Source organism: Lysinibacillus sp. 10T31 (assembly GCF_056394365.1).
On sequence record NZ_JBFTHS010000016.1, the window covers coordinates 21,572 to 33,128 of the forward strand.

Annotated in this window: 12 protein-coding genes; 7 read left to right on the forward strand and 5 right to left on the reverse strand. The window is 36.3% G+C overall.

The annotated features are described in order from the left end of the window. Nucleotides 1-22: 22 nt before the first annotated feature. Nucleotides 23-1,114, reverse strand: coding sequence for an extracellular solute-binding protein (locus tag AC1DCY_RS11155; RefSeq protein ID WP_477350093.1), 1,092 nt, complete (start codon nucleotides 1,112-1,114; stop codon nucleotides 23-25). Between the two features lie 705 nt (nucleotides 1,115-1,819). On the opposite strand from AC1DCY_RS11155, the gene AC1DCY_RS11160 reads away from it, so the two are divergent. Beyond that, on the forward strand, nucleotides 1,820-2,323 hold the full coding sequence (locus AC1DCY_RS11160) for an isochorismatase family protein (protein WP_477350095.1): 504 nt from the start codon (nucleotides 1,820-1,822) through the stop codon (nucleotides 2,321-2,323). A gap of 300 nt (nucleotides 2,324-2,623) precedes the next feature. Here the strand turns inward: AC1DCY_RS11160 and AC1DCY_RS11165 are convergent, their stop codons facing one another. Then, complete coding sequence (locus tag AC1DCY_RS11165) at nucleotides 2,624-3,541, reverse strand: EamA family transporter (protein ID WP_477350097.1); 918 nt, start codon at nucleotides 3,539-3,541, stop codon at nucleotides 2,624-2,626. An 18-nt stretch (nucleotides 3,542-3,559) separates the two neighbouring features. Next, on the reverse strand, nucleotides 3,560-4,123 hold the full coding sequence (locus tag AC1DCY_RS11170) for a GNAT family N-acetyltransferase (RefSeq protein ID WP_477350099.1): 564 nt from the start codon (nucleotides 4,121-4,123) through the stop codon (nucleotides 3,560-3,562). Between the two features lie 309 nt (nucleotides 4,124-4,432). Here AC1DCY_RS11170 and AC1DCY_RS11175 point away from each other — a divergent pair, with 309 nt between their 5' ends. The 5 genes from AC1DCY_RS11175 to AC1DCY_RS11195 all read left to right on the forward strand — a co-directional run bounded on the left by AC1DCY_RS11175 (nucleotide 4,433) and on the right by AC1DCY_RS11195 (nucleotide 8,017). Further along, nucleotides 4,433-5,380 (forward strand): carbohydrate kinase family protein, encoded by a 948-nt coding sequence (locus tag AC1DCY_RS11175; RefSeq protein ID WP_477350101.1) that lies wholly within the window; start codon nucleotides 4,433-4,435, stop codon nucleotides 5,378-5,380. Between the two features lie 20 nt (nucleotides 5,381-5,400). Continuing rightward, nucleotides 5,401-5,832, forward strand: coding sequence for a protein-tyrosine phosphatase family protein (locus AC1DCY_RS11180; RefSeq protein ID WP_477350103.1), 432 nt, complete (start codon nucleotides 5,401-5,403; stop codon nucleotides 5,830-5,832). Nucleotides 5,833-6,144: 312 nt separating this feature from the next. Continuing rightward, a complete protein-coding gene (locus tag AC1DCY_RS11185; RefSeq protein ID WP_477350105.1) occupies nucleotides 6,145-6,348 on the forward strand; it encodes a PLDc N-terminal domain-containing protein in 204 nt (67 codons plus the stop codon). Beyond that, nucleotides 6,345-7,238 carry an ABC transporter ATP-binding protein gene (locus tag AC1DCY_RS11190; RefSeq protein WP_477350107.1) on the forward strand — a complete coding sequence of 298 codons (894 nt, stop codon included), beginning with the start codon at nucleotides 6,345-6,347 and terminating at the stop codon, nucleotides 7,236-7,238. Before AC1DCY_RS11185 ends, AC1DCY_RS11190 begins: the two co-directional genes overlap by 4 nt. Further along, nucleotides 7,235-8,017: an ABC transporter permease gene (locus AC1DCY_RS11195; protein ID WP_477350109.1), complete on the forward strand. Its 783-nt coding sequence runs from the start codon at nucleotides 7,235-7,237 to the stop codon at nucleotides 8,015-8,017. Before AC1DCY_RS11190 ends, AC1DCY_RS11195 begins: the two co-directional genes overlap by 4 nt. A 471-nt stretch (nucleotides 8,018-8,488) precedes the next feature. Here the strand turns inward: AC1DCY_RS11195 and AC1DCY_RS11200 are convergent, their stop codons facing one another. Then, nucleotides 8,489-9,214 carry a DUF421 domain-containing protein gene (locus AC1DCY_RS11200; RefSeq protein WP_477350111.1) on the reverse strand — a complete coding sequence of 242 codons (726 nt, stop codon included), beginning with the start codon at nucleotides 9,212-9,214 and terminating at the stop codon, nucleotides 8,489-8,491. Between the two features lie 119 nt (nucleotides 9,215-9,333). Between AC1DCY_RS11200 and AC1DCY_RS11205 the strand changes: the two genes are divergently transcribed. After that, nucleotides 9,334-10,539: an MFS transporter gene (locus tag AC1DCY_RS11205; protein ID WP_477350113.1), complete on the forward strand. Its 1,206-nt coding sequence runs from the start codon at nucleotides 9,334-9,336 to the stop codon at nucleotides 10,537-10,539. 39 nt (nucleotides 10,540-10,578) lie between these two features. Here AC1DCY_RS11205 and AC1DCY_RS11210 read toward each other — a convergent pair whose 3' ends face one another. Next, entirely contained in the window at nucleotides 10,579-11,265 is a 687-nt protein-coding gene (locus AC1DCY_RS11210) for a histidine kinase (protein ID WP_477350115.1), read from the reverse strand. Between the last annotated feature and the right edge of the window lie 292 nt (nucleotides 11,266-11,557).

The window sequence follows — 11,557 nt, forward strand, 5'->3', positions numbered from 1 at the left end:
TTCACAACTTTTTAGTCCTCGGTCACTTTTTTCCGCGTCCTTTAATATTGTTATCCCAATACTCCATCCATTCTGCTTCTTTCTCAGTCATGAGTTTCCAGTCTATATCAAACGTTTTTAAGTCTAATTCTTTATACCACTCAGGCATTGTAGCTTTATCGATATCTGAGCGAGTAGGAATTTGATAGTAGTCGTTTGCTAGCTGAGTGACCATTCCTTTTTCAAATAAGAACTCTACGAAGAGCTTTGCATTTTCTAAGTTTTTGGCATTGTTGACAACAGCAACACCATCAACTAAAATCGGTGCACCACTTTTCGGATAAATATAATCAAACGGATAATCAGTCGTATATTTCTTTAATAAAATATCTTGCAAATTCCATAAAGAAACACTGCCTTCTTGTCGTGTCATCTTTAAATAAAGTGCATTTGGATCTTGTGTATATTCTTTCGTATTAGCATCTAATTTTAATAACCAATCGTAGCCCTTCTCAGGTGAATCTGCACCTTGACGTAAAATCATAGATGAATAAATAGTACGCATCGTCCCAGATGCTAACACACCACGAATTAAAATTTTATCCTTCCACTTTGGATCTAATAAATCATCCCAATCTTGTGGACCCGTTTCTTTCGTTAATACATCCTTGTTAATCATAATAACTTCTGGCAGTAACATTTCACCAAACCAACGACCATCTGCATCTTTATAAGCCGCATCAATAGAGTCGTTAAAGCTAGGCTTCCAAGCTTGTAGTAAACCTTCATTGGCGCCGACAGTTAGTGCAGATTGTGTACCACCCCACCAAAAATCAGCCTGAGGATTTGCTTTTTCACCACGTAGGCGTTCTAAAATTTGCTGTGCGCCCATCGTTAAAAATTCCACTTCAATGTCCGGGTACTTTTCATTAAACTGATCGATTACTTTTTGCACCATCTCTTCATCGCGCCCTGTATAAATAACAAGCTTTCCAGATGGCTTAGCTGCTACATCGGTCTTTTCAGAACTGGACGTTTTGTCGCTATCTTTTGTAGCAGCCTTGTCACTACTACAAGCAGCTAAGACGATAACCATCAGCACAAGTAAAAAACCGAAAATACGTGTTTTCTGCATAATCTTCCCCCTCCCTAATAGTGAAAAAAACTTACATACTAACAGTATAATCCGTAAACCTAGCATTAATGTTAGAATAATTAAAAAATTATAATTGGTTTCATCATAGCTAAGTAAATACTAGATAGCAATGGCGCTTCACTAAAGTCGAAAACTCTTTAAAATAGCCAGAATTAAAGCTTTTCGGAATAGATTATCAACTTTTGTTCAAAAGTTAACAAAAGTTGATTTTGGTGATTTTGAAATGCATGCTACGATTTGAAACAAGGACATCTATAAAATTAAATTTATGAGCGAGAGTAGTAGGGGAATGGTGCTAAACGAATCACGCCGTATAACGCTTTTGAGCAACATCCTGCCGCTTTCTTTATCATAACTAAGTAAATATTAATAACAGGCATTTCGCTAAAGTTAAAACTCTTTATATTAGCGAGAATTTATGTTTTTAAGAATAGATTATCAAAATATGTACGAAAGTGAACAAAAGTTGATTTTGTTAATCTTGAAATGCGTGCTACGATTTAAAACAAGGACATCTATAAAATTTAATGTTTAAAGTTTAAATCTTCGACGTCTTTTTTTATCTGAAAATTTCGATATATTTTGGGCGATGTTAAGAATTACGAAAAGCTCTTATATTATGCAATTTGTATATTTATAAAGGAAAAAAACTAAGAGATAACTATGTGACTGGAGGAGAAATTCGTGAAAGAAGCCTTACTAATAATAGATTATCAAAATTATATATTAGATTATATAGATCAAAAAGAAGTACTGAATAATATACAAAAATTAGTGAATTTATTTGAGCAAGAAGAAAAAGAGATTATATTTGTAAAAAACATTGTAAATGGTGATGTTAATGAAGAAATTCAAATGGATATAAAAGAATATCCTGTTTTCGAAAAGAAAAACCCAAATGCATTTAGTAATAATAATCTTTACAAATACCTTCAACAAAGAGGAATAGAACGTTTATTAATAACAGGATTTAACATAGAATATTGCTGTCTTTTCACCTCAATTGTTGCAAGTCACTTAGGATTTCACACTACCATGATAGAAGATGCTTGCGGTACAACGGGAGATGAAAATTCTTATGAAATGCCAGGATTAGATATTATAGACTTTGTAGGCACTATACTCAATTGGTCTGATTATGTAGAAGTTCTATATTATGATGAATATATTGAACAAAAGGATTCCTAATACCGATACTATCTTGGTAAAACCTGAACTGTACCTCATTTGTTAGACATTATTGGCTATAAGGGGAGGAGTAAAGATAGTTTACTAATAGTAAATCTATATTATGTGCTGAAGAATATTGCCAGAGTAAAGCCTAACATATTTTCTGTGTTAAGGGCTTCACTTTTTTAAATTTCCTAAAGAAGATACGATATTCATGCAAGCACAGCATTTATGTACCGAGCGCTTGGTTTATAAAAGAAATAAGGGAGATGTATCAAAAAATATGATACATCTCCCTTTCTAATTTAGATTAAGTATTTACTTACTAATAGTCTCTAAAGATTTTTCCTTTTGTCGTCGTTGCGAAAGTATTGTCGGTAGCATCATACCTAAAATAACTAGAATAATACCCGCTATTTGTAAAGAAGTTAATGGTTCATGTAGAACAATAACTGAAACGGTTACGGCAACAGGCAACTCCATAGCACTTAAAATAGAGGCAAGAGCTCCTCCTACTTTCGGGACAGCTATAGAGAATAAATAAATTGGCAAAATAATACCAAACAGCCCTAATGCTAGTCCAAATTTCCATAAACCGCCGGCAAATAATTTGCCGTTCCAAAGTACTTCAGGATTTAGGAAAATACTAATCATGATCAGAGCGACAAAGGAAACAATCAACACGCGTGATGTAGTTGTAATACCTTCCACGTGACGAGAGTTAAATTGAATAAAGCAAGCAAAAGTAAAGGCAGCAGCAAAGCCTAGTAGCCAGCCTTGAATAGGAATACCGCTTAAATCTACATTTAGTACGCCAGCAGCTAAAATAGTCCCAGCAAATAATACAATGATGGAAATCACTTCAGTCCGACTTGGTAAGCGTTTATGAAGTGCGCAATCTATTAATAAGCCGATCCAAGTGAATTGGAAGAGCATTACTACTGCAAGAGAAGCTGGTAGATACTTTAATGATTCGCCGTATATAATTCCTGTAGTCCCAGTAAATATCCCGGCGCACACTAAAATAAGCAGTCCCTTTTTAGAAAGCTTCGGTAATTGTCTTTGTGTCAATATAAAAATAGTTGCAACAAGCATAAAGCCAATAATATATTGACTTGATACTGCCTCTCCTGTTGTAAAGCCATGCTGCATAGCTACTTTGACAATTGTCGATAGTACACCGTAGCTACTAGAAGCAATGACAATTAAAAGAGGATAAAATAAATTTGTCTTCATGTTTTTTTGTTTCACATCCTAAAATTGCTTTACCATATGATGAAATGGTTCATCGATTATGGACCATGGCTCGGTAATGACAAAGCCCATGCGTTCATAAAGGCGACGAGCGTCTTCTTTTTCTGTTTCAACATTTAATGATAATTTTGTATAGCTTCGTTTTTGTGTTTCCTCTATGGCGAATTGCAGTAATAATGTTCCTATTCCTTTACCACGAGCTTCTCGTGCTACACAAATAGTATCAATATAATATTCATCTTCGTGAGCTTCTTTATCGATGATGATGGATGGCGCATTTTTTTCTTCAAGCCATTTTACGAGATTTGCATCCATATGAATGGCTTCGACACCATTATAGTAAACAAGAATTCCTAATACTTGCTCATTCTCAACAGCAACAAAAGAATTTAAATAGGAATGTCGATTGTCCTCACGCTTGAATAGTACAGTAAGTTCTTGTTCAACGGCCTTCGCTGTTTGTTCACCTGTTAAACGGTTGGCGATATCACCAATCGCATCAATAATTAGTGGTACAACGGCATGGGCATCCTGAGGTTGCGCTTGTCGAATTGTAATACTCATTGTCAAAATCCCTACCTTTCTATAGGCAAGTATAACAAAGATAGAGGATGACTCAAGTTTTTGAGTAAATGGTAATATTCTGATGCCATCTTTACCTTCTTTCAGCAGGTGTTTGGTCACCCGCTGAAAGAAGGTAAAGCCTCCGGCGGATGTCACGGAATCGGAAAGGAGTTCTTTGTGCAAGCACAAAGCCGATTCCAGACGCAATTATGCCAAGGCATAATTGATTATTTTTCCGAAAGTTTAAAACTTTATACGATATCAGATTTCGTGTTAATCTATAATGACTAGAGTTTCGGGAGGACAACAATGACAAAGGAAGATAAGGATTATATTTTAGTTTATGGAGATGCTTTTATTGACTATATCGCTGATGATGTAACAAACACATCATTTACTAAATATATGGGTGGCGCGACGGTAAATGTTGCTGCGGGAATTAGCCGTATCGGTGCTCCGTCGTCATTAATTACGATCACAGGAGATGACGAAGGTTCTCAGTTTGTTCGAGATGGCCTTGCACAAGAAGGGGTAAGCCTGGATTATGCAGTATTTAACCCTACGAAGCGTGTTAGCGGTGTCTATGTACATTTAACAGAAGCATGTGAGCGGATTTTTAAGGATTATGTCGATGAGACGCCAGATTTACAAGTAGAAGCAACACAATTAAATGAAGCGGCTTTTAAACATGCATCCGCTTTAACTGTATGCTCAGGTACAATGTTCCATCCTACAGCCCTTGATACAACACGTGCTGCTGTAGAGATGGCAAAGGAAAAAGGGGCAATTATCGCTATGGATGCGAATATTCGTCCTCTACGTTGGAGCAGTGAGCAGGTTTGTCGTGAAACGATCACGTCATTTTTTGAGCACGTAGATATTTTAAAGGTAACTGATGAAGAATTATATTTCCTGACAGAAACAACTAGCTTGGAAGAGGGAATCGAGCAATTAAACAGTTATTTAGTGCCTATTATTTTAGTAACAGTAGGGGAAAATGGCACATATGCGGTACTAAATGGTGAGGTTATCCATGTACCGACCGAAAAGGTTGTGCCAGTAGATACTACAGGTGCTGGAGATGCATTTATGGCTGGTGTATTACGCGATGTTCATTACAATGGTTTACCTACAACGGAGGAGGAACTTGTTCGTTGTGTAAGCTTTGGTAATAAGCTAGGTGCTTTGGCAGCCACTAAAGCAGGGGCATTAACAGCTCTTCCATTTTATGATGATATTAAGCATTTACTTAAATAGTCGTTTGGAGCGTGCATACAATGGAGAAAAATTACGATGTATTAGTGAAGGATCGATTATTCTTTGGCGGTGCGAAAGATGCAGATTTAGCTTTTGAACAAGAAACGGTTGATATCGTCATTGATGTTCGAGTAAATGGCTTATCTAATGAGGAGCAAGAAGCGGCTTCATATGTGTACAAGCATATGCCAATTGCTGATGAGGATATAGAAGTAGCACCATCTATTGAAAAAGTTGCGAAAGAAATTGTTTCTGCCTATGAGAATGGGCAAAAAGTGTACTTCCATTGCGGAAGCGGGGGAGGTCGCGCGGGAGTCGCTGCCACTGCTGTATTAATGGAGCTCGGCCAGGCCAATTCTCTAGAGGAAGCGGAAGAGGCCGTAAAGAACGCCCGTCCACAAGTAACGATTCGTCCAAAAATGGCAGATGCTTTGCAGAAGCTATACAAATAAATGAGAAGATGTACCAAAAGTTTTTTTCAACTTTGGTACATCTTCTTTTTTAGTTAGTGAATTATTCTATTTTTGCTCTTTGAAAGGTGGAAAGAAGTTAAAAGTTGGGTGATAAAACGTGAAAGTTTATCGATAAAATATAAAAGTTGGATGACAATAGATTGATTGGAGAGAGCAACGCGAGTGAAGCGGCTCATCGGACAAATCCAACGTTATTATAAATAGTCCTCATAACCAATATGTTAAATTGTGCTATACATATTAGAACAGTTTTTGTTATAGTAATAATATAACAAAGATGAGGTGATCTGTATGATGGAGGAGTTAGCGAAAGTTCCGTGGGCAGTCATAGCACCACTAATTGTGGTTCAATTTATTTTAATGATTGTTGCTCTAGTTGATTTACGTAAAATCCATGCCACAAATGGGCCTAAAATTTTATGGGTGTTTCTTATCCTTTTTACTAGTTATCTTGGATCGATTGCGTACTTTATAGTTGGGAGAAAACAATCATGACAATATTACTTCAGGTAACAGGACTTACAAAGCAATTTGCAGAGAGAGTAGTTGTGGATGGAATCGAGTTCATGTTAGAAAAAAATACATCGACAGCATTAATTGGACCTAATGGAGCTGGTAAAACAACGACATTATCGATGCTAACAGGATTATTAAAACCAACTTCTGGAAGTGTGAAAATGCTGGATGGTGATTTAAGAGCCAATATTGGTTTCTTGCCACAATATCCGCAATTCCATCCTTGGTTAAGTGCGTTAGAGTTTACTGAAATGGCGGCAAAGTTAAATGGTGTACCTGCCAAAAAAGCAAAAGTAGAAGCACAAAAAACACTTGAGTTTGTAGGTCTAGGTAATGATTTAAATAAGAAAATTTCTACTTTTTCTGGTGGCATGAGGCAACGACTAGGTATTTCCCAAGCAATTGTGCATAAGCCTAAATTACTCTTACTAGATGAACCTGTGTCTGCGTTGGATCCAGTAGGTCGTAGGGAAGTTCTTGATTTATTAAAGGGCTTACAGCAAGAAACAACTATTTTATATTCGACACATATTTTAAATGATGCCGAAGAGATGACAGATCAATTATTGTTTTTACGTGATGGAAAGCTAGTAGAACAGGGGACATTACGTGAAGTTCGACAACGTTTCGATGAACCAAATTATGTTGTAGAGTTTGGCACTGAAAAAGAGGCACAACTTTTTGCCAGTCAATCTGAACTTATTGGAGAAGTTAAGGGCAGTCATGTATATATAGAAATTATTGATGAAAAACCGAGTATGCAGGAGCTGCTTCAACATTTAAGCAGTTACCCTAATAAGATACGAAAAGTGGAGCGACAAACAGCATCACTTGAAGAGATTTTCATGAAGGTGGCGAGAAAAATATGAGAGGATTTAATGTACTTCTGCAAAAGGAATTCAGAGAAGCTTGGAGAAGCTGGAAGTTTTTATGGATACCTCTTGTATTTGCTTTGCTCGGTATGACCGATCCACTGACAAACTACTATATGACGGATATTTTAAATGCTGTTGGTAACTTACCAGAAGGCTTCGAAATGTTGATGCCAGAATTAATGCCAGTGGACCTATTACAAGCTTCCATTGGGCAATTTCAAACGATAGGTTTACTCATATTAATGGCTACTTTCGTAGGGGCCATTAGTAAAGAAAGAGCAAGTGGAATGGCTACTTTATTGTATGTCCGTCCTATATCGTTCAGCGCTCATTTTATGAGTAAATTTATCGTCATGAGTACTGTTGGCTTTATTAGTATTTTAGCTGGTTTTGCTGCGAGCATATACTATACGGTCGTGCTTTATGGGACATTTGAGATAGGGCCACTTGTGGCAAGTTTTTTCACGTATTTTTCTTGGCTACTCTTTGTGATAGCAGTGACATTAATGATGAGTGCGACTTTTAAAACAGTGGTAGCAACAACATGTGCTTTTGCTGTCATATTTATTGGACAAATATTGGATTCTTTAGTGGGGGCATTTTGGACAATATCACCGTGGAAATTACCGTTATATGGCGTTCAATTAATGAGGGGCACAATGGAGATGTCGGATTATTGGTGGAGTCTATCTCTTACATTAGTTATCTCGATAATTTGTGTGAGTATAGGAGTTTTGACAATGAAGAAAAATGCATCGATGACGAAAATTTAAATGGAGTATTAAGGCGAAAATTTGCTTAAAGTCAAGTGGTAGGGTAAGAGCACGGAATTTGCCACATGGTCAAAGTAAGAACTCCATACGACCCAATAGTCTGTTGAATAATATCTTGATTTTAAACGGCTTAATTTTTATATGTATACGAATATATTTAAAGCATCAACATGGTAATTCCTACCTCGTTGATGCTTTTTTATCTAACGGATTATTTATTTAAGTGAATTTGGATACTGAAAAATGAAAGGAGAACTAAGAATAATAAGAACTGTTCTTGGAATATCCATAACTTAGGAATATAATGTAGCTATAACTCGCGATTTGTCAAATAACTCAGAAAATATAAGTAGGAATACAAGGAGCAAAGCTTTATTAATAACGGAGCATGGTAAGCCACATCAAAAACTAATCGGCATTGTTACACCATTAGATATTGTAAAAATAGATAAAGCAAGACGAGACAAGCTGTTAAGAGCTTGATCGTCTTGCTTTATCCTTCATGCTTATATAGAGGGAGCCGTTTGTTTGAACCTGAGCAAAATAAACATCTTCAACAGATTGGACATTTTGCTTTTTCAGCTTTTTCATAAGCCAATCTTCAGTTAATTCAAGTTCAACTAAATTTTCATAAATAACCTGGCCGTCAGAAAGTACTTCTGTTGGTATATAGGTTGGTGGCGTAACATCGGCTTTTACATCTTGCTTTGTAGCTGGTTGCTCAGCGGGTCTTGGTAACACGCTTAGTTTACCCGTAGTTTCAAGTAATGCATATTGCACATCTTGTATAGAAAATATAGCTTGTTCCCGTAGCATCATCGCTAATTCATCCATATGCAAACGATTTTTCCTTAAGGCAGACTCTAAAATAATGCCGTTTTGAATAAGGATTGTTGGTTTGTCATCAACAATTACACGAGCCTTTTTAGATTTAATGGTAATGATGGTCATGAAATATGTTAAGACACTCCACCAAATGAGGGCAATAAGTCCATCTAAAAAGGGGGTTTCAGCCTGTGCTGCAATTTCAGAGGCAATGGAACCAAATGTGATACCTGTTGTATAGTGGAAGAATGTAAGTTGTCCAAGCTGTTTTTTCCCTAACAATCGGGTTACGATGAGTAACGCAAAGAAGGAAAGTGTTGACCTAAGTATCATTTCCCAAAAATCGGCTTTAAAAAATTCGTCTATATTCATACATTAATCAACTCCCTTAAAACTGCTATTTTCAATGAATAGCTTGTGCAAAAAGGTCAATAGTATGCGACGATCTCTTACAAATGAACATTTACAAAAATTAGAAAGTGGGTGGCGGCTTGAATAAACAAATAGGAAATTTTAATAATCCAGTCTATCCAATTATGATCGCAATAGCTGTTGCCCATCTTATCAATGATACGATGCAAGCTGTAATTCCGGCGATGTTCCCAATATTGAAGAGTGATTTAGGGCTAACTTTCACACAAATAGGCCTTATTTCGTTCGCATTAAATATGTTTGCCTCAGCTTTGCAGCCTGTTGTTGGCTTTGTTAGCGATAAAAAGCCGATGCCTTACGCTCTACCAATAGGTATGATAAGTTCATTCATAGGCATTGCCATTATAGCGTTCACATCACAATATTGGATAATTATTATTGCAGTATTATTTTTAGGGTTTGGGTCAGCTATTTTTCATCCTGAAGGTTCACGTGTTTCCTTTATGGCAGCAGGCTCAAAAAGAGGACTTGCTCAATCGGTTTATCAAGTTGGAGGTAACTCTGGGCAAGCACTTGCACCACTAATTAGTGCTTATATATTTGCTGTTTTTGGTCAACGTGGTGCCGCGATTGTCTTAGTAGCGGCAGCGATAGGTATTCTACTATTAAGTAAAATTGCAATGTGGTATAAAAAGCAGTTGGAGCAAGAACGTATAGCAAAGAAAAAACGAGTATTAGTTTCTAACTTGCCTCCATTAACAAAGAAACAAGTAGGCATTGCGTTGACGTTACTATTTACGATTATTTTTGCAAGATCATTTTATACAACTAATATTACAAGTTTTTATGTGTTCTATTTAATGGATCATTATGGTGTTAGCCTTCGTCTTGGACAAATATTAATTTTCACCTTTATGGCATTTGGCGTCGTTGGTACATTTTTCGGAGGTTCATTATCAGATCGAATTGGTAGAAAAAACGTTATTTTACTGTCCGTCGTTGTACCGATGCCATTTTGTTTAGCGTTGCCTTATGTACCGTTATGGGCAGCGATGATATTTTTGGTGATTATTGGAACACTCATCATGATTAGCTTCTCGGTAACAGTTGTCTATGCACAGGAGCTTGTGCCAACAAAAATTGGTACAATGGCTGGTTTAACAACTGGTTTTGCTTTTGGAATGGGTGCAATCGGTGCAATGGTAATTGGTATATTAATGGATCATAGGGGAATTGATTTTACGATGATGGTTGTATCTTTGCTACCATTATTATTACTAGTAGCATTTTTCTTGCCTAAAGATAAACCGGCTTCGGCGGTGTAAAATAAAAACGCGTTCTCCAGTTAGGGGAACGCGTTTTTATTATTGACGTAATGGCGATAAAAATTCAGCTGGAAGTTTTTCTTTATCTAGAACATAACCCTCTGATACATGAACTTCATGCATTTTATCATTGTAAGTGAATTTGAAAATACCATTATCAAAGTCAGTGCCAATCTCTTTGAAAAATATACCTTCAATTGATACATATTTAGGACATGTAAATGCTACTTTAAAGTCTTCGTGTTCTTGGATTAAATAAGCACGTACACCTTTTTCGTATGTATCGTTCGCATCGTCGTCAGTTGGACGTTGGACAGCTACGATGTGAAAGTCAACGAAAGGAACCTCTTTTAATAAAACGTTTAGGAAGGAACCCTTTGTAATCTCTTCCCAGCGACTTTGTGCACTTTGACCTACGATAATTTGAGAAATTCCGTAGCTTTTTGCCACTTCAGCAATAACCTTTTGGATGGGGCGCTTTTCATTATCTTGTAATATGAATTTTTCAATTTCAAGCTCTTCAGATAAATTTTTCCATTGCTCAATGTAGCTAGATTTCTCTGCATCAAATGCATCAAGGGGTTGCGAATCAACCGAAAGAATATATAGTGGACAATCTAACATTGTAGCCATTTTATGACCACGTCGTATTAATCGCTCACCGTTAAGCCCATAGTAGACACAAACTAATATACTTTCGTCTAAACGCCCTTTTACATGCTTCATAAAAATTAACACCTCTTATCTTGTCTTTATTTTGTTATTTTCACTGTAGATTTTGAAAAAAATATCCTAAAACAGCTAAAATCGATACTGATACAGTGCATTATGCTCATTTATATTGTATACTAAAAAACGTATAAAAGTTAATGATAATATATTGGGAAAACCTTGAGGAAACAGGGTTATCTTTATACTTTACAGTTATTTGATTTATGCATTTCGTGCATTTAAACCAATTGCTTCTATATGCCACACTATTATGCAATTAGTTAAATAGATAGTCAAGTGACTTGGT

Coding starts and splice junctions, on each gene's coding strand:
- AC1DCY_RS11210 (WP_477350115.1), bottom strand. CDS start 11,265: ATGAAGCATGTAAAAGGGCGTTTAGACGAAAGTATATTAGTTTGTGTC.
- AC1DCY_RS11170 (WP_477350099.1), bottom strand. CDS start 4,123: ATGAGTATTACAATTCGACAAGCGCAACCTCAGGATGCCCATGCCGTT.
- AC1DCY_RS11155 (WP_477350093.1), bottom strand. CDS start 1,114: ATGCAGAAAACACGTATTTTCGGTTTTTTACTTGTGCTGATGGTTATC.
- AC1DCY_RS11180 (WP_477350103.1), top strand. CDS start 5,401: ATGGAGAAAAATTACGATGTATTAGTGAAGGATCGATTATTCTTTGGC.
- AC1DCY_RS11175 (WP_477350101.1), top strand. CDS start 4,433: ATGACAAAGGAAGATAAGGATTATATTTTAGTTTATGGAGATGCTTTT.
- AC1DCY_RS11165 (WP_477350097.1), bottom strand. CDS start 3,541: ATGAAGACAAATTTATTTTATCCTCTTTTAATTGTCATTGCTTCTAGT.
- AC1DCY_RS11190 (WP_477350107.1), top strand. CDS start 6,345: ATGACAATATTACTTCAGGTAACAGGACTTACAAAGCAATTTGCAGAG.
- AC1DCY_RS11195 (WP_477350109.1), top strand. CDS start 7,235: ATGAGAGGATTTAATGTACTTCTGCAAAAGGAATTCAGAGAAGCTTGG.
- AC1DCY_RS11200 (WP_477350111.1), bottom strand. CDS start 9,214: ATGAATATAGACGAATTTTTTAAAGCCGATTTTTGGGAAATGATACTT.
- AC1DCY_RS11185 (WP_477350105.1), top strand. CDS start 6,145: ATGATGGAGGAGTTAGCGAAAGTTCCGTGGGCAGTCATAGCACCACTA.